Raw genomic sequence first — 18908 nt, forward strand, 5'->3', positions numbered from 1 at the left:
TATCGTTAACATAGAATCTCATTCATACTGAATTATGACCGGAGCTTTCGGAGTCTCCGGCTCCGCTCCTGAGTTCTGAATTATTGTTGATAAAATTAAGATTTACTCAGAAATTAAGAAAGTAATGCTCACAAAAATTGCTGTTGAAAAGATTCTGGAACGTGCCTTGATGGGGTACGACTTATCTCCTGAAGAGGGAGTGGTATTGTTACAACAAACTGACCCGGAGGCGATCGCAGCAATACGTACTACATCCGATACACTCCGCCAAATACAGGCAGGCGATACTGTCACCTATATAATTAACCGTAATATCAACTTTACTAACATTTGTGAGCAGCACTGTAGTTTTTGTGCTTTTCGTCGAGATGATGGTGATACCGATGCATACTGGTTAGATTCGGCGCAAATTTTGGAAAAAGCAACAGATGCGGTGCGGCGAGGTGCGACGGAAATCTGTATGCAAGGGGGATTAAATCCGCAAGCACTGATAAATGGCAAATCTTTGCCCTATTATGTCAAGGTTGTAGAAACAATTAAACAGGAATTTCCCCAGATACATCTCCACGCATTCTCTCCCCAGGAAGTGCAATTTATCGCCAGACTTGACGGACTTGAGTATGCTGATGTGATTACTGCTTTGCGCGATGCTGGTGTTGGCTCAATGCCGGGAACAGCAGCGGAAGTGTTAGACGATGAAGTAAGACGAATACTATGTCCAGAGAAGATTAATACAGCCACTTGGCTAGAAATTGTCAGCACCGCTCATAAATTAGGATTGCATACCACTAGCACCATGTTATCTGGGCATATTGAAACCCACGAACAGCAAATCGGGCATTTAGAAAAATTGCGATCGCTCCAAAAAACCGCCATCAATCAGGGATATCCAGCAAGGATCACAGAGTTTATTTTATTACCCTTCGTTGGGCAAGAAGCGCCCAAATCCTTACGTCGCCGTGTGGGACGCGATCAACCAGTTTTGAGTGATGCACTACTCTTAGGGGCTGTGGCGCGGATTTACTTAGGTAATTGGATTCCCAACCATCAGCAGAGTTGGGTAAAACTGGGGCTTGCAGGTGCGACGGAAGCCTTAGTTTGGGGTTGCAACGATATCGGTGGCACATTGATGGAGGAACACATCACCACAATGGCCGGTGCTTTGGGTGGTACGTGTATGGAAGTGGAAACTTTGGAAACTGCGATCGCATCTTTAGGACGACCTTACCAACAACGGGAGACTCTTTATCAAAAAGTCATTAGTCATTAGTTATTAGTCATTTGTCTCCCCTATCTCCCCACTCCCTACTCAGCACTCAGCACTCAATTGATCCCCAAGTTACCAATCCAAGATAGGATGGACGTTGATTTACGTATTCTTTTACTTAATGCATATGAAGCGCTATTGGTCGCGTTTGCTTGCACTGGTTTTGGTTGTAGCTATCGGCTTAATGGGCTGTTCTGGTAGTCCAGATAGTTTAAGTGGAGATTATCGCCAAGACACCTTGGCTGTAGTCAATATCATGAGACAAGCTTTAGAACTATCAGAAGATTCGCCAGACAAAGCAGCAATTCAAGCAGAAGCGCGTCAAAAAATAAATGACTTTTCAGCTCGTTACCAACGGGCTAACTCTGTTTCTGGTCTTGGCTCCTTTACAACCATACGAACAGCCCTCAATTCCCTGGCTGGACATTACAGTTCTTACCCAAACCGTCCCGTACCCGAAAAACTCAAAAATCGTCTAGAGAAAGAGTTACAGCAGGTAGAGACGGCACTGAATCGTGGCGGCTAACTATTAACCATTGCCTACTCAATCATCAAGAGTCAGGAGTCAAAAGTTTTGACTCTTGATCCCTGATGATGAAGTACTTTGTCAACTTGATATAAACCTGAATTTTAGATTTTTCACTAATTTTCACTAAATTAATTGACACTCTCTTAGCTAGAACCAGGATATTCTTGGTTAAAAATATTACTCGTTTTGATATATTTTCACTAACTAAGGTAAAAGCATTACTTACCCAATAGCAGACTAAACTTACTCTATATTCAGGTTTTTTATACTGCCATTTATGCATTTACCAAACTTAGCGATGAGTGCTGAGTGAATCTAAGAAGTACTTAATACTTGGTAAGAGCAACTCTCCTTGTGGGCGTTCCTTGAACTCAGCATTGGCTCAACGCACCGCTACCGCTAACAGCACTTTTCATGTTTTTCCATAAAAATACGGCAACACAAATAGGCCTTTGGGAGTCTTGAAAAAATAGGTTTCAAAACCCTTACAACTTAATTATAGAACTCCTATTTGATTTTTGAAATATATGTAGGGTAGGCTTTACGTACCAAAACCTGGATATGTGAAGCACAGTCATATCTAACATTACTTAAAATTTTTCACATATCATTTAGGATTCTTATATATAATTTGATACACGTTGCCCCTAATTGTCTGGGTTGGGGTCAATGATTAATTATTGTGTTCATCTACTGGTAGGTATGTCTAACCGTCCCTTGAACGTTGGAAGATCAACATTATTATTTTGGCGGCGCCTATTCGCTGTTGTTTTTACTAGTAGTTCTTTGCTTCCCAACTTTGGGAGTCAACCAGCAAGGGCGCAAGTAACTGAGTATTGTCAGTTATCATCAGCGGCGGCGCAAGAAAAAGAAAACTTACGTTTATCAGCCCTCAAAGGCAACCAAAATGCTCAAACGCGTTACCAAAATATATTACAAAAACAAGCACAGGAATTAAAGAATTGCCGCACTCGGACTTGGCCGCAAGTCCAAGCCCTCTGGTTGCGCTTGTATCCTTGTGACATTCAGCCAGGAGCAATTGATCAGGTTATGGATCGGATTGTTAACCGTGGCTATAACCAAGTTTATTTAGAAGTATTTTACGACGGTCAGGTATTATTACCAGCAACAGCTAACCCAACAGCTTGGCCTTCTGTGATTCGCACTCCAGGAGCAGAAAACATCGATATACTCGCCACAGCAATTAAAAAAGGTCGGGAACGTGGTTTAAAAGTCTACGCCTGGATGTTTACCAATAATTTCGGCTATACTTACGCCCAGCGTCCAGATAGAGAAGAAGCGATCGCTCGTAATGGCAAAGGTCAAACGAGCCTATATGTCGTAGATAACGGTTCTCAACTATTTATCGACCCCTACAACACGCAAGCGAAACGCGATTACTACCAATTAGTACAAGAAGTTTTGCGTCGTCGCCCAGATGGCTTGCTATTGGACTACGTGCGTTATCCCCGACAAGCTGGAAGTGATTCTATCGCCACCAAAGTTTCAGATTTATGGCTCTTTAGTCCAGCAATCCAAGAAGCTTTATTTAAACGGGCACAAAATTATAAAGGGTTGGACTTAATTCGCCGCTTTTTGAGGAAGGGATTCGTCACTGGCACAGATATCACGGAAGTCGATAAACTTTATCCCCAGGAAGGAGAACCCCTCTGGCAAGGACGTATTACCACACCAGCGCAAAAATCAATCCAGTCTGCAACCGATAGACAACCAATTTTACAATGGGAGTTGTGGCAGCTTACCGTTGCCCACGCTATGCAAGGAATTCTAGATTTTGTCACCATAGCTAGTTACCCAGCAAAGCAGCAAGGTGTTTCCACAGGAGTGGTGTTTTTCCCCGATGGCAATCAAACTGTAGGACAAGGGTATGATTCCCGTTTGCAGCCTTGGGATCGATTCCCTACTACATTAGAGTGGCATCCAATGTCTTATGGAACTTGCGGTAACGTTAGTTGTATTGTGGCGCAAGTACAGCGAGTTTTGAGTATGACTAAACCGGGTACTCAAGTCATCCCAGCTTTAGCCGGCAAATGGGGAGAATCGATCAGCAATCGTCCATCCCTGGAAGCGCAAATGCAGGCACTTCGCAAATTTTCTCCCCAATTAAAGGGAGTCAGCCATTTTGCCTATTCTTGGCAATACCCTCAGCATGATAACGATCGCAAATTCTGTCGAGTCAAGTAGATTCTTTGCAGAAGTAGTGAAAAGGGAGTAAACACAGTCATAACTACAGCTTAAGTATAGTGTGCAGTAAGTCGTTGGAATGCCGACGGTGATGGACTATCTGCGAGGTGCTGGCGTATCACTTCGGCACACGCACCCGAACTCAACAACGAGGTATCAACTTCAAGGTCATAGATGCCAGGGATGTGGACTTCATCTTGCCATAACTGAACCGGATGTGGTGTGGGGGAGTCGGCTGTATTTCCCAGCTTCCACCCCGTGTTTTGTCGTCGTTCCATAATGATCTCGATGGGGCAGTGAACGCCTACGAATAAGACCGGCAATCCGTTTAAACGCCGGGCACTATCGTCCAGAATCCTCCGAGGAATTGCGTAGGCGTCATGGTGTCCAACATCAACCACGACATTCAGACCCAAGCGGCTGTGGGCGGCGATGGACTCATACATAGCGCTGTACAGAATGGGAACGAAGGGTTCGATGTCCTGGCGTTCTCCCCCTGGCCGCAGACCGATCCCAGGCAGGTATCGTGCGGGAGTCATTTGCATAAACCTATCAACACCCAAGTTCATCCACAGACCATCAAATGTCTCCTGGATGACTGCGACAATGCTTGATTTACCTGATCGCGGGACACCATTCAGGATGATAATCTGTCCTAGCTCCTGTGTCTGCACCATGATTCCTCCTTGCATCGTTTATAGCTATAGTTAGCAGTTCCACGTTAGGGCTAAAACTTTGAATAGGCAAGAATTCAGGAGTCAGAATTCTGAATTCTGAATCAAGACGCTGTGCGTAGATCATCCCCAAAATGACTTTATTATCAAAGTTTCGGCAGGTTCAGTTCACGATTAAATCCCCAGTTACCAACTCAATTTAAAGCCAAGTCCTCTGGTGTATTACAGTTAAATAGCATTTCGGGTTCTGCTAAGGGCAAAACTTCTACAGGATATTGCCGAAGCCACTGTTGAAACGATCGCCCCCCTTGGTTGATAAACTCTTGGAGTTGTGGCAAACAGCGACAGCGATAAAAACCACACAAAGGTTCCCAGCCTTTAGGATGACAAGCTAAAGCTGCGATCGCATTATCTCCCACGCTATCAAGTCGAGTTACCCAATCTTGCAAAACTTCAGCCCGCAATCTCGGTAAATCGCAAGCTAGCAGTAATACCCATTCTGTTTGCACTTCAGCTAGTCCTTGAGCAAAACCAACTAAAGGCCCGTGGGCTAGAGATTCTCCAGATAAAGGTATTTCCCGAATAAATTGGCAACCAGGCAAAAGTAAGTTTTGATAGCGTTCCGGCCAGGGAGTCACTACATAAACAACATCAGCACAGCCTTGAGCAATACTACAAACTCGCTGTAACAATGGCATCCCTTGAATGGGAATCAAGGCTTTATCTTGACCCATCCGAGAACTTTTACCGCCAGCTAACACAATAGCTGTTAATTCATTTCGGGTCGTCATATTTATATCAGGGTTAGCGCGTCTCAAACCCTATTGACAGGTGGATTCTAGGAGAGTGCTGAGTTTGGGAGAGCCGCTGCCAAGACAGAAACCATATACTGATCATTCATCGCGGCTCGCCGTGATTTTTGGCGAATACTGCGATGAAAAGATGTTTCTCGTTCTAAGGCATTGAGAGCAATCCGACGTAGTAAAGCAAAATTCTGTGGGCTGTGCAGAGAACGAATCCGACATTCATCCTCACCGAAAGTGACATCCAATGTCCAATGAATAGAATTTTCTATTCCCCAATGCTGTCGAATTGCACTACCAAACCTTCTGCACCTGCTATTACTGCCAAAATCGCTATGGTGATGATCTCGGTGAGTAAATGATATCTCGTCCTTTCTACTCTGGGGTCTTTTATTTCTGTGAAGTATTCCTGAAACTGAGCGGTAATCTCAAAGCTGTCTATGAAGGGTGTAAAAGATGCTTTGGTTTTACTTTTCTTGTTCTTAAATCCTGCTGGCATTACTCGAACCTTGGGGCTATATGGATTAAATCTTACCCTAGCCTGGATAGTGGTACTTTGTTTCTAACTTGACTGCTCTGATCAGGTAAGTCCGCTTGTCAATAGGGTTTGAGACGCGCTAACCCTGATATTTATATATCGAATTAGGTTCTGGGGACTAGTGGTTTATCGCATTAAATATCATGAGTTTGTAGTAAGCACTTCAGTGCTTAAAAATCCAGGACTAAAGTCCTTACTACGAACTTATTCATCCCTCGTAACTAATGCGATAGACCACTAGGAACTGGGGATTAGACACTAGAGAAGAGAATAACCAATGCCCAATGCCCCATCTCTTTTAAAAATCATCCCCTATTTTGACTTTTCTCGACTTGCTGCAATAAATGCTCTACACTTTCCGCTGGTGCAAGACACTTCAAACCTTGGCAAACTAACCCCACGCTTCCCTCTGGTAAATCAGATGTGATGGCAAACACAGCCACCGGCAGAAACTTGGGGATCAAAGAGTTTATTTGCTCAGTGGTGCTGCGAATCAAAGTAGAGTTACGATACCAATCCAAAGCTGTAAACAAGCTGGGACAAGCTTGAGGAGCGCGATGCATTACACTCTTAAAAGCTTTCAAACCAAGTTCCGCTAAATCTAAATAATCTAGATTATCAGTGAGTAGGGTGAGACGGACAAGATTAGCGATCGCAATTCCATTAGCTGATGGTGTAGCATTATCCGCGTAACTGCGCTCTCTGACAATTAAATCTTGACTAGAATCGCTTGATGTGTTATAATAACCCCCTAACTCTACACTCCAGAGAAATTCGTTAAATTCATCTTGGATAGCGATCGCACTTTCTAACCATTGCTTCTGCTCAGGGTTGGAAGCTTGTAAATCTAGCAGAGCTTTAATAAACAAAGCATAATCTTCAGACTGAGCTAAAACGGTCGCTTCTCCTTGATAGTTAAGTCTCTGGAAACGCCCATCTACAAACTGATTTTCCAAGATAAAATTCGCGGCTCGTGCTGCTAATTCTAGATACAACGGTTGTCGGAACACTCCACCAGCCCTAGCCAGCCCAGAAATCATCAAGCTATTCCAGGCGACAATCATCTTCGTATCTGTCACCGAGGGAATGCGACCTGTCCAGTTAGTGGTTTTCGCTTCCTGGTTGTTACGAGCTGGGGGAAAAGTTTCTAGTGACTCAGAACTAACGCCATAACGAACTGTAAACAGCTTTTTCAGTGCCGCTTCCAGTGTTGCACTCAGTTGACCTGTATGGCGTCTTTGCAAAACATTACGTCCTTCAAAGTTACCGTTAGGCGTCACTGTAAACTGCTGTTCTAATTCCGTTAATTCTTCAGGCGTTAATAGTTGTTGTAGTTCGCTGTAACTCCAGACATAAAAAGTTCCTTCTTCTGGTTCTACCGCCGTGGGTTCAGTGAAGCTGTCGGCATCTTGAGCAGCATAGAAGTAACCTTCAGGCGCGGTCATTTCCCGCTTCAGCCATTGTACAGTACCAGCAACCGCCCTCTCAAAAGCTGGCTCTTGTACTCCCGTACTCCACAAAGAAGCTAAATACTCGACAATCTGTCCATTGTCGTAGAGCATCTTTTCAAAGTGGGGAACTGTCCAAGTCGGGTCAACAGTATAGCGATGAAAACCACCGGCTACATGGTCATAAATGCCTCCCAGCGCTAAGTCTAGTCCCCGTTGGGTACAAACTTGCTTGCCATCATAGCGAGATTCAAAATTAAATCGATTTCCCCGCAGTGCTAATTCTGTATAGGGAATCATCGGAAAACTATTACCGGATTGACTAGGGGCAATTACACCCGTACTGGTTTCCCAACCTTGGCGGAGTAATTCATGGTCTTCAAACTCCGCTGTTGTATCGTCTTGCAACACCGCAGACGTGAGCAGAGACTCAATAATTAAGGCTTTGCGTTGCTGTAAATCTTCTTTTTCTGTATCGTAATAACGGCGAAGGGCTTGCAACACCTGTAAAAATCCTGGACGACCATAACGCGGGTCTACAGGGAAATAAGTACCAGCGTAAAACGGCACTAAATCTTCTGGGGAAAGAAAAATATTTAAAGGCCAACCCCCTTGACCGCTCATCATCTGCAAAGCTTGCATATAGATGCTATCAAGGTCAGGTCTTTCTTCCCTGTCTACTTTGATGGGAAGATAATTGGTATTCATGTAGTCAGCGATCGCAATATCAGAAAAAGCCTCGCCTTCCATGACAGTACACCAGTGGCAACTAGAGTAGCCAATGGAGAGAAAAATCGGTTTATTTTGCGCCCTTGCAGTTGCAAGCGCTTCGTCACACCAAGGCCACCAATCAATGGGGTTTTCGGCGTGTTTGCGGAGATAGAGGCTCTTAGCTTCAGCAAGGCGATTAGTCATGTTCAAATGCAAGTAGTTGCCTTCTTTGCTCAGTCTATCCTGTTCCCAGGATTGTTAGCCGAGACGGCTATGTACATAAGCAAGAAACCCTACGCGCAAATTACCCCTTGGGTAGGAGGTAGCAATGCATCTTTTTGATATCGCCTAAATAAGTTGGTGTAAAAAATTATATGACTAGGTTTATTTACACTGACTTACTTACACCTGTGCAACTTATGAAACATTGTTATTGAAAAGATCGCAATAGCAAGCTAACAATATTTGGTGGCGTTTCTCGTATAGGTGATGCTGTTTTTGTCTGAATTAAAGTATTTGGGCTAAGTCCTGCTATCAGGTGGAGCAAGAAGGTGATGATGGCGGCTTGTATAAGTTTTTCCAGCATGGCACGTCTCTCTCTGAGTGGATAGCATTTCAAGTAGGACTGGTTATTCTAAATACACCTCGTACTATCGATTTACCGAATCTAACAAAAATAACTTGATAATTGCTGAGGGAAATTATAAAAAAATGTTTAAAATGTTACTGAATATTTAATATAATTCCCTAAGCAAGTCGGATTTCGGTTATCGGTCTAATCACACACATCGCCAAGGTTGTGCAGCAAAGGCCGAAACATGAGATGGCGAGAGTTGGAGTTTTTTAATCAGTTCTTCCCTAAACCGGGATATTCTCTTAGACAGCTTTTAAGACTAAAAAGTGCCCTTAAAGGTTGAATCTATTGCAAAATGTGCTTTTGCTCCCTTGTTTGATCAAGCAGAATACGAAAGATTTGCTTCTATCTAGCTGAGAACAGTAGAGATAAACCCCAGTTTCGTGCTGTCACCGATAAAATGTATTTAAAGTAGCCACAAACACGCTTCCATGATTCCTATCGTTATTGAACAATCGGGTCGAGGTGAACGCGCCTTTGACATCTACTCACGGCTGTTACGTGAGCGCATCATCTTTTTGGGACAACAGGTTGACAACAACATTGCTAACTTGATTGTTGCCCAACTGCTGTATTTGGATGCTGAAGACCCGGAGAAAGACATTTATATGTACATCAATTCTCCCGGTGGTTCGGTGACGGCTGGTATGGGCATTTTTGACACTATGAAACACATTCGCCCTGATGTCTGTACAATTTGTACCGGATTGGCGGCGAGTATGGGCGCTTTCCTCCTCAGTGCAGGTGCTAAGGGTAAACGAATGAGTCTACCCCATTCTCGGATTATGATTCATCAACCTTTAGGGGGTGCTCAAGGACAGGCGACTGATATTGAAATTCAGGCGCGGGAAATTCTCTACCACAAGAAGCGGCTAAACGACTATTTAGCTGAACATACAGGTCAACCAATTGAGCGGATTGCTGAAGATACTGAACGTGACTTTTTTATGTCGCCAGAAGAAGCCAGGGATTATGGCTTAATTGACCAAGTGATTGACCGTCACGCCGCTGGTAGCCGCCCAGCAGTTGCTGCTGTTAATTAATAATCACGATTAAATGGTGATTTACCACTTTTAATTCCCTTAAACCCTAAAAATAACCCCTCTTCTAGTTATGAAGAGGGGTTATTTTTGAAATGGGTGGCCTGCTCAAGTACTTAATACCGATTTGAACAAATGACAAATGACAAATGACTAATCAAAATCCCGCTATTGGGTCTGGCTCAGATTGAAGGAATTTGAGGAATCCGTGTAATTCTTCTTCAGTTAGCAAAGTGCGCCCTCGCTTACCGTAAGTTTTAATCAGATGCTCCCGTCCCTGTTCTGGTGTCCAGCCTAGACGCTGAAGTTCGACATCTGTTTTAGCAATGACATCCGATAAATCCACGGGTTCAGCTTTCTTCTTTCTCTTTCCTGTTCCTGAAGGGGTAGGGACATCCTCTTGAGGGCTGTAACTCCGGGGTGTAAATGGTGTGACATTATTAGCAGAAATTGCTGGAAAGGTTTGATTTTCCACCTGGTTATCAAAGGTTATTTCCAATTTCTCAACTGGAGGATCAAATTCTAGCTCCCGAATGGGGGTAACAGGAAAGTTTTGATTTAAATCCTGGCTATAGGTATCGCTTGTTAGGGGTGCAGTATTGCTGTACTCGTACTGTTCGTTACTGCTTGTTACTACTTCTGGTTTAATGTTCCGTCCTTTGGAAGGCGGTATAGATATTTCTTTGTCGTTACCTGCTGGCCACTGACTACTAACAAAATCTCCATCTTTTGCGGGAGAATAGGCAGCAGGCTCATTCAATCCACCTTTGGGGTTCAAGGGAGGGTTTTGTTGTACCGGGGAAATTGGACTTGAGGTAAATGCCACTGATTCTGGTGGCGCATTTGTAATACCCAAAACTATCAGCGCCCTAGTTCTGGCTTGGTCTTCTGCTGCTTCTACTGTTTCTGCCGCTGCCATACCCGTAGCACGGGTTACGCCTTCAATTTGCACGCTTACCCGGACAATATATTTTCCTTGAAAAATCTGTACTAATTCAGAAATCAAACTGCCCTTGGGATACAAGCTCTGGAATTGAGCCAACATAATACTGCTACCAATCTAAATCTTTTGGGGACTGGGGACTGGGGACTGGGGACTGGGGATTTGGGGATTGGGGACTGGGGACTGGGAAAGAATTATTTTAATCCTAATCCCTAGTCTCTAATACTTAATCCCTAATCACCAATCCCTAATCCCCAGTCCCTTTTAAAGTAATATTTTTGCTTTGCCTTGTGTCCCAATTGTAGCAGTAGCTCTTTTTTGACGAAAATTTTGGCTAGTGCTAACTTACCTGGGTAGTCTTGCCTGCAATGCTATACTGATGACCCAACTCATTATCTAGAACTATTTTCTGGAAGTGCGCTCTAAATCTACAATAATGAAGATAAGGTTCGCCCTCACTGCTTATTAAGCTGCTCACCTAATTGTTACCGATTCTACATGTGGGACAATTGGGTTCACGGCAGTTCCTCCTAGTTAAAAATCAGAGTCTAATGGCGTAAAATTACCTTCACTCTAGACAATCAAACACCTGTAGTTTCCACGCCACTTGACGGCAGTTGCTCCACTTGGGGTGACCCCAAGACCGCACTGCCTCCTCCACTTGGGGTGACCCCAAGACCCTTCTGGTTTGATAGTCCCCCAGACGCTCGATAACTCGCTAACGCTGCGCTATCGATGGAAACGCCAAGACGGGGGCTGCCTCACCGCAGTGGCTCCCCTGCATAGCGCTTTTGGGCAGCATGGATTCTCTAAACCCAGCTTCTCAAAAACCCGTCGCGTAATTACCTAGCGGGGCTAAATTTGAATCAGGCGTGCAATCTTAAGTTTGGTTAGGTGAAGGGATTTAAACGCAGGCGAATTCTGAGAGCATCGTGCAGTGAGAAGTTCGTAGACGCCCAGAGTTGTGCGTGGGTCGGCTTCCTTTGCTCGGAACTGCGGGAGTAGTTTCCCACTCTTGCTGGGTCGGGCTTCCTTTCCTTGGAACTTAGGAAGCCTTGCCTCTGGGCAATTCGTTTCCAATTTGTTTCTGTAAGCCGTGAGGGTATACAGAAAAGAACCAGATTAAACAAAAAATGATGTTTTGACCAAAGGTCGGTTCACTGCATGGAATTTTCAATCGCTACACTCCTTGCCAATTTCACCGATGATAAATTGGTAGCTCGGAAGGTTTTAGAAAAGAAACTTGGCTGTGAAGATGAAAAAAGTTTACAAAAACTTCACATTGCCTTAGATGTTCTTGAAAAAATCGGTATTTTAGTGAAGGAACGGGGCAAGTACCGCCGTATATCAGAAGACGGAATCATTGAGGCAAAACTCCGTTGTTCTAGTAAAGGCTTTTGCTTTGCTATTCAAGATGTGGAAGGAGCTGAGGATATTTACATCCGCGAAAGTCATCTGAGTAATGCTTGGAATGGCGATCGCGTTTTGGTTAGAGTTCTCAAGGAAGGCAGTCGCCGTCGCTCTCCCGAAGGGGAGGTGAAGCTGATTCTCGAACGTTCTAACCACACTTTACTGGCACGAATTAAGCAGGTGGAAACTGGTTTCCGAGCTGTGCCTTTAGATGATCGATTGCTGTTTGAACTCAAGATTCAACCTAATGAGGCAAAGCTGGAAGAAGCGATCGATCACCTGGTTCATGTCGAAGTTTTGCGTTACCCGTTGGCACAATATCCTCCCCTTGGTCGAGTGGTGCAAATTCTCGGCAGCGATGCCGAAGCTGCTGCTGATATAGATTTAGTTACGTGCAAACACGACCTTTCCCGGACTTTTCCAGATAATGTCCTCGAAGCAGCTACCAGGTTGCCCAAAAAGCTGCTCAAAGCAGACCTAAAAAATCGGCTAGATTTGCGTAATTTGTTTACTCTCACCATTGAAGGGGTAAATGGCGATACCAAAGTTATAGAAAACGCTTTTAGTTTAGAAAAAAACTTAGCCGGAAATTGGCTGTTGGGCGTTCATATCACTGATGTTTCCCACTATGTCCAACCTGACGAAGCTCTAGATAGAGAAGCTCTCAAACGGGGTAAATCAGTGTATCTGGGAGAATTAGTGCTGCCAATTTTGCCACCACTGGTGGCAGAACGCTGTTCTTTAGTACCTGGGAGCGATCGCTTAACCATCTCTTTTTTAATTACCATTGATCCCCAATCGGGAGAAGTGCTGGAGTGGGAAATTCAGCCCAGCGTAATTAACGTAGAGACTGCACTGACTACAGAACAAGCTCAAGCAATTCTCACAGGTGAAGCTCAAGATAAATCATCACAGGTTTCCCAAATCCTGCAAGACCTCCAAGCCTTGCAAATAGCCGTCAAACAGGTACGGTTGAATCGTGGTAGCCTCCAGTTAAATCTGCCGCCTAGCCAAAACGCCTATTATGATGAGGGGATTTTAGGCGCTGTGGTGGTGAATGATTTACCAGTGCGATCGCTACTCACGGAGTTAGTGCTGCTAGTTAACCAACTGTTCGCAACTCACTTAAATGCCCTTGGTGTTCCCGCTATCTGGCGAGTCCAAGGTACACCCGATGTTGAAGATGTTCAGGAAATGCTGAAATTGGCAGTCAATTTAGGCGTTGACCTCACATTAGATGCAGAAGTCGATATCCAACCCTTAGATTATCAACATTTGACCACAGCTTTTGCCGAATCTCCTTCTGAGCAAGTTCTTACTTACTTATTACAAGATACACTTAAGCCGTCTGCGTACAGTACCACCAAAGGATCTCACTTTGGTCTAGCACTACCGCAATATGTCCACTTTAGCGCTCCCTTGCGGCGTTACCCAGATTTGCTGATGCAAAGAGTGTATTACACGCTACTCGAAAACGGACGCGATCGCCGCAATACCCGTGTCAGAGAACGCGTTAACCTGCGTCACTCCTCCAGCCACGAGGAAATTAACTGGAACGTTTTACCCCCAGAATTGCAACAAGAACTCCAAAGCGATTTAACTAGGGTAATTGTCCAAATCAACGACCGAGAAAAAGAAGTCCAAGAAGCTGAAGCTGATTTAGCTGGACTGCAAAAAGCCCAACTGATGAAGCAACGCATCGGTCAGGTATTTCAAGGCGTGATTACCGGGGTTCAATCCTACGGTTTCTTTGTGGAAATTGAAGTACCAGCCGCCGAGGTAGAATCCAGCAGTAATCCTGGTGTGCCTTTGAGGGTGGAAGGATTGGTACACGTCAGTTCTCTCAAAGATGATTGGTACGAATATCGCGCCAGACAACAGGCACTCTTTGGGCGCAAAAATCGCGCTTCTTATAGATTAGGCGATCGCGTTGCTGTGCAAGTTAAAAGTGTCGATTACTACCGTCAACAAATTGATTTGGTAACAGTCGGCAGCGATGGTGTCGCCAAAGGTTTGACTGGCAATGATTCTCGTGAGGAGCTTTCAGACCTCTACTTACCAAATGACATTGATCCTGATGACCTAGACCCTTACTCCGAGGATGAGTAAAATTAACTAAACTTACGTGTCAAATAACACCAAGCCTTTAATTTTGGGCGTATCGGGCGCATCTGGTCTGATTTACGCTGTTCGCGCGATCAAATTTTTGCTAGAAGCGGAGTATCGTATTGAATTGGTTGCCTCTAAATCAACTTACATGGTTTGGCAGTCAGAACAGGAAATTCGGATGCCACCAGAGCCAACTCAACAAGAACAATTCTGGCGAGAGCAAGCTGGAGTTGAACTTTCGGGTAAACTCCGCTGCCATCCTTGGAGTGATGTCGGTGCCGGAATTGCCAGTGGTTCCTTTGCCACTCTGGGGATGATGATCATTCCATGCAGCATGAGTACAGTGGCAAAGCTAGCAGTTGGCTTGAGTTCCGATTTACTAGAACGGGCGGCGGATGTCCAACTCAAAGAAGGGCGAAAGCTGGTCATTGTCCCGCGTGAAACGCCTTTTAGCCTCATCCACCTGCGGAACTTAACCTCTTTAGCAGAAGTTGGAGTTAGAATTGTTCCCGCTATTCCTGCCTGGTATCATAATCCCCAAACCATCGAAGATTTAGTTGATTTTGTAGTTGCCCGTGCTTTAGATCAACTAGATATTGACTGCATCCCAATTCAGCGGTGGGAAGGTCGTCGCTAACGCCCTCAGTGGACTTATCGGAAATTTCACAATAGTCCTAAAAGGGTAATGATAGAGATGGCTGATAGTGTCAGTAGTCGGTTAACGGTAATTAGTGAAGAGTAATCAGACTGATAACTGACAACTGACCACTGACAACTAACCACTGACAACTGACAACTGACAAAATTGCTATGGCTGTAATTCGCTTAATTCTATTGGTGGCAGTACTGGGAGGACTAACACTGTTGTTAGTCCAAAATTTCTCACCTGCCCTATCGCTAGTATTTTTGGGCGTGCGAACTCAACCATTACCACTAGCGATATGGATTTTTTTCAGTACTGCCACTGGTGCTTTCACATCTGTATTGATTGCTACCTTGTTTAAATTATCTAGTTATTTTGCAGGAGGACAACGCCAAACTCCTAACAGAGTAACTGCAACTTCAACGCGTGCAAAGGCAACCCGGAGAGAAGAACCTACATCTCGTCCTGCCACTCCTCCACCAGCGAGTAAGAAAGAAGAGGCTAGCAGTGATGTATTTGATGATTGGGAGACAAATGGTAGAGATGATGAGTGGAACTTTGATGAAAATTCAGAGGAAGCGCCTACCCCCAATCCTCAAGCTCAACAGCCTAGAGAGCCTAAAACTTACGAACGTCAATCAGAAGCCAAAAGCAGTTCTCAGTCTGGTTCAGTTTATTCTTACAGCTACCGTGAACCAAAAAATACAGCTGCGGGAAAAACTGAATCTGTTTACGATGCTGATTACCGAGTAATCATCCCCCCTTATCAGCCACCGACTACCAATCAAGCCGATGATGATGATTGGGAATTTTTTGAGGATGATGATGATTTTGAGGATGATGATAAACGCCCCCGTCGGTGAGATGTAGTAGGCTACGTCTCTACTTGTTAATGCCACACTGCTCTCTAGACTCCTGCTTGACCTTACCAGTCATGGCAGCTTCCTGCAAAGTCATGAAAGCATTAAAATCTTCTAAGTCATATCGGGTAGTCAACAGTTGTCGTAATTGATCTTCAGCTTCCACTGTCAAATAGCCAGTTGCTAAAGCTCTTTGTACAACGTCACGAATTCGAGTCATGGTTGACACCTCATTCATACTATATTTATTCATTCAGGCTTATTGGGGTGAAATATGCAGTATTCTTTGTGCCGAAATTTCAACTTTGCAAAGTTTTTTTTAGCGATCGCAACAAATAAGTCATCATTTACACCTTTATAAGAAACATTTAATGGAGCGGGGCTTGTTATAACTGAACTTTTAGAATAACGACCCTGTGCTGTTAGGAACACAGTATTGTGTATACTTAAAATTACCTATCAGGGTAAAAATCCTGATTATTTAGATAGACAGATATTGTTTGGATAAAGTTTCAAACAAGCTATATTAATTTTTTGGTTAAGTAGAGCGATCGCTATGCAGCAATTACCAAGTTACTTCCGGGAATTTACTACATTCCTGACAAATTCGTAATTTATTACTTATAGTAATTTCACAGAAGAATCTTTAATTGATTGCCTAAGTTACTTTAAATACATTAATAACGGTAATGACCACAGTTGATTCATAGTAAATAGAAGGTGAATCTGTAGAAGTTAAAAATAATTGAAAGTTAGAAAACTTATACGTAAATTTGATATCCGCAGAAAGAAAAGCCTTGACATCAGTTGAAAATAAATTTCTTGGAGATTTACAAACAATTTGATTTTTCATTTTTTCTGGTTTAAGAACTTCCCAGATTAAAACCTGATTAGTGATTGCCTTTGTGACTACCCATAGTGCGATCGCTTTTCCATTCTCATACAGCTTTTATGTGATACTATATATGATACTATCGCTCCATGAGTAAACTCAAAAAATTAGTGGAGCAATTTCTCAAGCAGCCTCCAGAAGTTCGGTTTCAGGACGTGCGCTATTTATTGTCAGCTTTTGGCTTTGAAGAAAATAAGGTCTAAAGGTAGCCATCATAGTTTTCGAGACTCCCAAGGTAGAACGATTACTGTACCCAAAATAGGGGGACAAAAAGTTAAAGGAGTTTATGTACAGCAAATAGTTGAACTATTAAATTTAGAAGAGTGGATTGATGAAGACACTGAATCAGAAGAACAAGCAGATTGAGAAGCCGTCCCTAGAATATTATTTAAAGCTTCAGTACCCTGTAACACTTTACCCCGATTCACAGGGAGGATATGTAGCTCAAATTAAAGATTTACCAGGATGTCTCACCCAAGGCGAAACTCTAAAAGAGACAATGGCAAACATTAATGAGGCGCGAGAATTATGGATTGAAACAGCTTACGAAGCTAGCGATGATATTCCTTTACCGAGTAGTGATAATAGCTATAGTGGTAAGTTTTTAGTGCGGATACCAAAATCTCTACATCGTCGTTTAGCTGAAACTGCTGAACGCGAAGGTGTAAGTCTAAATCAGTATATTGTGTCTTTGTTGAGTGCAGTAGCTTAATTAGAAATCAAGTAATTTTATCTGGTTGCGAGATAGATGCAAAACTCCGTATTTTTAAATACTAGATTGAGTCATTGAGTTTATAATTTTAAACTGTGATTCAGAACTCATAATTGGAGCGAAGTAACTGGTGAGCAGCTTATTACAAGGAGTCAACCTGTACTTAATTGGGATGATGGGCGTTGGTAAGACGACAGTAGGGCGCTTACTGGCAAAGGAACTGGGTTATGGGTTTGTGGATACTGATCATGTCATTGCCCAAGCAACAGGTAAATCTATCAATCAGTTATTTGCCCAAGAAGGTGAAGCAGGATTTCGTCAGCTAGAAAGCGACGTACTTTCACAAGTCTGTGCTTTTACAAAGTTGACTATAGCAACTGGTGGGGGCATTGTACTGCGGCGAGAAAACTGGGGTTACTTGCACCACGGGTTGATAGTGTGGCTAGATGCGCCAGTGGAGCTAATTTACAGTCGTTTAGCTGAGGATACCACAAGACCGCTTTTAGAAGATGTTGATCCTCAAGGTAAATTGCGATCGCTCCTCGAACAACGAACACCACTTTACTCTCAAGCCGATTTGCACATCACTGAGCGAGAGGGGGATACACCTGAAGACATTGCCAAGCGAATACTTGAGGGAATTCCTGGCATCCTGAAAAAAGCTGTTTCTCATTAATGGGGAATATTAATCTAACTGTGTCTGCAAAAGATATTTTTCATGAATCAGTTAAAAAAGCTTTGCAAAAAGAACAATGGATAATTACAAGCGATCCATTAAAATTCAAATTTGGGGAAGTCAACTTCCAAATTGATTTAGGTGCAGAGAAAATAATTGCCGCAGAAAAAGGAAATGAAAAAATAGCAATTGAAATCAAAAGTTTTTTAAACCCCTCTGCAATTACAGATTTTTATTCCGCCTTGGGACAATTCCTGAGTTACCGTCTAGCGTTAGCAGGATATGAACCAGAGCGAGTATTATACTTAGCAGTTCCATTGGATACGTACAAAACATTTTTTCAACTTGAATTTACTAAAACTGCGATAAAACAGTATCAGGTCTTGTTAATTGTTTATGAGCCGGAAAATGAGGTGATTGTACAGTGGACAAATTAGCCAAATATCAAGAATTGGTGAAAACATTGTTGACAAACTATGTCAGTGATGACATCTCAGATAACGATGTCGAAGTCCAACTCATTTTAGACACAGAACGCAATCATTATCAATGGATGAATGTAGGTTGGCAAGGATTTAATCGTATTTATCGATGCGTGATGCATTTTGATATTAAAGATGGCAAAATCTGGCTACAACAGAATTTAACTGATCGCAATCCGGCAGAGGAATTAGTGATGATGGGAGTACCACGAGAGGATATTGTCTTGGGTTTGCAAGCTCCATATAAGCGTCAGTATACAGATTATGGCGTAGCGTAGTGCGATCGCACCTCGAACAACGAACACCACTATACTCCCAAGCCGATTTGCACA

The 18908-nt window shown here is 43.4% G+C and carries 19 protein-coding genes and 1 pseudogene; 12 read left to right on the forward strand and 8 right to left on the reverse strand.

The features are described 5' to 3' along the window. Positions 1 to 124 precede the first annotated feature (124 nt). The 3 genes from cofH (at position 125) to HUN01_RS31205 (ending at position 4001) form a co-directional block, all read left to right on the forward strand. Complete coding sequence (cofH, locus tag HUN01_RS31195; RefSeq protein WP_181929407.1) at positions 125 to 1270, forward strand: 7,8-didemethyl-8-hydroxy-5-deazariboflavin synthase subunit CofH; 1146 nt, start codon at positions 125 to 127, stop codon at positions 1268 to 1270. A 118-nt stretch (positions 1271 to 1388) separates the two neighbouring features. After that, entirely contained in the window at positions 1389 to 1793 is a 405-nt protein-coding gene (gene psb27 / locus HUN01_RS31200; protein ID WP_181929408.1) for a photosystem II protein Psb27, read from the forward strand. Positions 1794 to 2498: 705 nt separating this feature from the next. After that, positions 2499 to 4001: a family 10 glycosylhydrolase gene (locus HUN01_RS31205; protein WP_181932896.1), complete on the forward strand. Its 1503-nt coding sequence runs from the start codon at positions 2499 to 2501 to the stop codon at positions 3999 to 4001. Positions 4002 to 4051: 50 nt separating this feature from the next. Here the strand turns inward: HUN01_RS31205 and HUN01_RS31210 are convergent, their stop codons facing one another. From HUN01_RS31210 to HUN01_RS31230, 6 genes and pseudogenes are all read right to left on the reverse strand, one after another. Then, positions 4052 to 4693 (reverse strand): chloramphenicol phosphotransferase CPT family protein, encoded by a 642-nt coding sequence (locus HUN01_RS31210; protein WP_338044513.1) that lies wholly within the window; start codon positions 4691 to 4693, stop codon positions 4052 to 4054. Between the two features lie 176 nt (positions 4694 to 4869). Then, positions 4870 to 5466: a molybdenum cofactor guanylyltransferase gene (locus HUN01_RS31215; RefSeq protein WP_181929410.1), complete on the reverse strand. Its 597-nt coding sequence runs from the start codon at positions 5464 to 5466 to the stop codon at positions 4870 to 4872. A 47-nt stretch (positions 5467 to 5513) separates the two neighbouring features. Then, positions 5514 to 5771 (reverse strand): annotated as a pseudogene (locus tag HUN01_RS35765) (ISAs1 family transposase); the annotation flags it as partial. After that, positions 5747 to 5977, reverse strand: coding sequence for a transposase family protein (locus tag HUN01_RS35770; protein ID WP_238845774.1), 231 nt, complete (start codon positions 5975 to 5977; stop codon positions 5747 to 5749). The gene HUN01_RS35770 and the pseudogene HUN01_RS35765, both read right to left, overlap by 25 nt. A gap of 344 nt (positions 5978 to 6321) precedes the next feature. Then, positions 6322 to 8379, reverse strand: a complete 2058-nt coding sequence (locus HUN01_RS31225) for a thioredoxin domain-containing protein (protein WP_181929411.1) — start codon at positions 8377 to 8379, stop codon at positions 6322 to 6324. A gap of 226 nt (positions 8380 to 8605) precedes the next feature. Further along, positions 8606 to 8761 carry a hypothetical protein gene (locus HUN01_RS31230; protein WP_181929412.1) on the reverse strand — a complete coding sequence of 52 codons (156 nt, stop codon included), beginning with the start codon at positions 8759 to 8761 and terminating at the stop codon, positions 8606 to 8608. A 479-nt stretch (positions 8762 to 9240) separates the two neighbouring features. Here HUN01_RS31230 and clpP point away from each other — a divergent pair, with 479 nt between their 5' ends. Next, on the forward strand, positions 9241 to 9852 hold the full coding sequence (gene clpP, locus HUN01_RS31235; protein ID WP_099099266.1) for an ATP-dependent Clp endopeptidase proteolytic subunit ClpP: 612 nt from the start codon (positions 9241 to 9243) through the stop codon (positions 9850 to 9852). A gap of 154 nt (positions 9853 to 10006) precedes the next feature. On the opposite strand, the gene HUN01_RS31240 is transcribed toward clpP, so the two are convergent. Beyond that, positions 10007 to 10894 carry a hypothetical protein gene (locus tag HUN01_RS31240; protein ID WP_181929413.1) on the reverse strand — a complete coding sequence of 296 codons (888 nt, stop codon included), beginning with the start codon at positions 10892 to 10894 and terminating at the stop codon, positions 10007 to 10009. Between the two features lie 1062 nt (positions 10895 to 11956). Here HUN01_RS31240 and HUN01_RS31245 point away from each other — a divergent pair. The 3 genes from HUN01_RS31245 (at position 11957) to HUN01_RS31255 (ending at position 15817) form a co-directional block, all read left to right on the forward strand. After that, the gene (locus HUN01_RS31245) at positions 11957 to 14311 is read left to right on the forward strand and encodes a ribonuclease R family protein (protein ID WP_181929414.1); all 2355 of its coding nucleotides are present in this window, start codon (positions 11957 to 11959) and stop codon (positions 14309 to 14311) included. A gap of 16 nt (positions 14312 to 14327) precedes the next feature. Then, on the forward strand, positions 14328 to 14948 hold the full coding sequence (locus tag HUN01_RS31250; protein WP_181929415.1) for a flavin prenyltransferase UbiX: 621 nt from the start codon (positions 14328 to 14330) through the stop codon (positions 14946 to 14948). Between the two features lie 173 nt (positions 14949 to 15121). Next, positions 15122 to 15817, forward strand: coding sequence for a LapA family protein (locus tag HUN01_RS31255; RefSeq protein WP_181929416.1), 696 nt, complete (start codon positions 15122 to 15124; stop codon positions 15815 to 15817). Between the two features lie 19 nt (positions 15818 to 15836). Here HUN01_RS31255 and HUN01_RS31260 read toward each other — a convergent pair whose 3' ends face one another. Beyond that, positions 15837 to 16034, reverse strand: coding sequence for a hypothetical protein (locus tag HUN01_RS31260; RefSeq protein WP_069068584.1), 198 nt, complete (start codon positions 16032 to 16034; stop codon positions 15837 to 15839). An 855-nt stretch (positions 16035 to 16889) separates the two neighbouring features. On the opposite strand from HUN01_RS31260, the gene HUN01_RS31265 reads away from it, so the two are divergent. The 5 genes from HUN01_RS31265 to HUN01_RS31285 all read left to right on the forward strand — a co-directional run bounded on the left by HUN01_RS31265 (position 16890) and on the right by HUN01_RS31285 (position 18854). Further along, positions 16890 to 17072 (forward strand): type II toxin-antitoxin system HicA family toxin, encoded by a 183-nt coding sequence (locus HUN01_RS31265; protein ID WP_238845776.1) that lies wholly within the window; start codon positions 16890 to 16892, stop codon positions 17070 to 17072. Next, positions 17038 to 17418: a toxin-antitoxin system HicB family antitoxin gene (locus HUN01_RS31270; protein WP_181929417.1), complete on the forward strand. Its 381-nt coding sequence runs from the start codon at positions 17038 to 17040 to the stop codon at positions 17416 to 17418. Before HUN01_RS31265 ends, HUN01_RS31270 begins: the two co-directional genes overlap by 35 nt. A 130-nt stretch (positions 17419 to 17548) precedes the next feature. After that, the gene (locus HUN01_RS31275; RefSeq protein WP_181929418.1) at positions 17549 to 18094 is read left to right on the forward strand and encodes a shikimate kinase; all 546 of its coding nucleotides are present in this window, start codon (positions 17549 to 17551) and stop codon (positions 18092 to 18094) included. Positions 18095 to 18114: 20 nt separating this feature from the next. Then, positions 18115 to 18531 (forward strand): XisH family protein, encoded by a 417-nt coding sequence (locus tag HUN01_RS31280; protein WP_181929419.1) that lies wholly within the window; start codon positions 18115 to 18117, stop codon positions 18529 to 18531. Further along, complete coding sequence (locus HUN01_RS31285) at positions 18519 to 18854, forward strand: XisI protein (protein ID WP_181929420.1); 336 nt, start codon at positions 18519 to 18521, stop codon at positions 18852 to 18854. Before HUN01_RS31280 ends, HUN01_RS31285 begins: the two co-directional genes overlap by 13 nt. Positions 18855 to 18908: the final 54 nt, after the last annotated feature.

Origin of the sequence: Nostoc edaphicum CCNP1411 (genome assembly GCF_014023275.1) — a bacterium.
Lineage (GTDB): Bacteria > Cyanobacteriota > Cyanobacteriia > Cyanobacteriales > Nostocaceae > Nostoc > Nostoc edaphicum_A.

Bases quoted from the DNA above. Each gene is read 5' to 3' on its own strand.
- psb27 (WP_181929408.1), top strand. From the start codon at position 1,389: ATGCATATGAAGCGCTATTGGTCGCGTTTGCTTGCACTGGTTTTGGTT.
- HUN01_RS35770 (WP_238845774.1), bottom strand. From the start codon at position 5,977: ATGCCAGCAGGATTTAAGAACAAGAAAAGTAAAACCAAAGCATCTTTT.
- HUN01_RS31245 (WP_181929414.1), top strand. From the start codon at position 11,957: ATGGAATTTTCAATCGCTACACTCCTTGCCAATTTCACCGATGATAAA.
- clpP (WP_099099266.1), top strand. From the start codon at position 9,241: ATGATTCCTATCGTTATTGAACAATCGGGTCGAGGTGAACGCGCCTTT.
- HUN01_RS31260 (WP_069068584.1), bottom strand. From the start codon at position 16,034: ATGACTCGAATTCGTGACGTTGTACAAAGAGCTTTAGCAACTGGCTAT.
- HUN01_RS31215 (WP_181929410.1), bottom strand. From the start codon at position 5,466: ATGACGACCCGAAATGAATTAACAGCTATTGTGTTAGCTGGCGGTAAA.
- HUN01_RS31210 (WP_338044513.1), bottom strand. From the start codon at position 4,693: ATGCAAGGAGGAATCATGGTGCAGACACAGGAGCTAGGACAGATTATC.
- HUN01_RS31230 (WP_181929412.1), bottom strand. From the start codon at position 8,761: ATGCTGGAAAAACTTATACAAGCCGCCATCATCACCTTCTTGCTCCAC.
- cofH (WP_181929407.1), top strand. From the start codon at position 125: ATGCTCACAAAAATTGCTGTTGAAAAGATTCTGGAACGTGCCTTGATG.
- HUN01_RS31240 (WP_181929413.1), bottom strand. From the start codon at position 10,894: ATGTTGGCTCAATTCCAGAGCTTGTATCCCAAGGGCAGTTTGATTTCT.
- HUN01_RS31205 (WP_181932896.1), top strand. From the start codon at position 2,499: ATGTCTAACCGTCCCTTGAACGTTGGAAGATCAACATTATTATTTTGG.
- HUN01_RS31255 (WP_181929416.1), top strand. From the start codon at position 15,122: ATGGCTGTAATTCGCTTAATTCTATTGGTGGCAGTACTGGGAGGACTA.
- HUN01_RS31225 (WP_181929411.1), bottom strand. From the start codon at position 8,379: ATGACTAATCGCCTTGCTGAAGCTAAGAGCCTCTATCTCCGCAAACAC.
- HUN01_RS31270 (WP_181929417.1), top strand. From the start codon at position 17,038: ATGAAGACACTGAATCAGAAGAACAAGCAGATTGAGAAGCCGTCCCTA.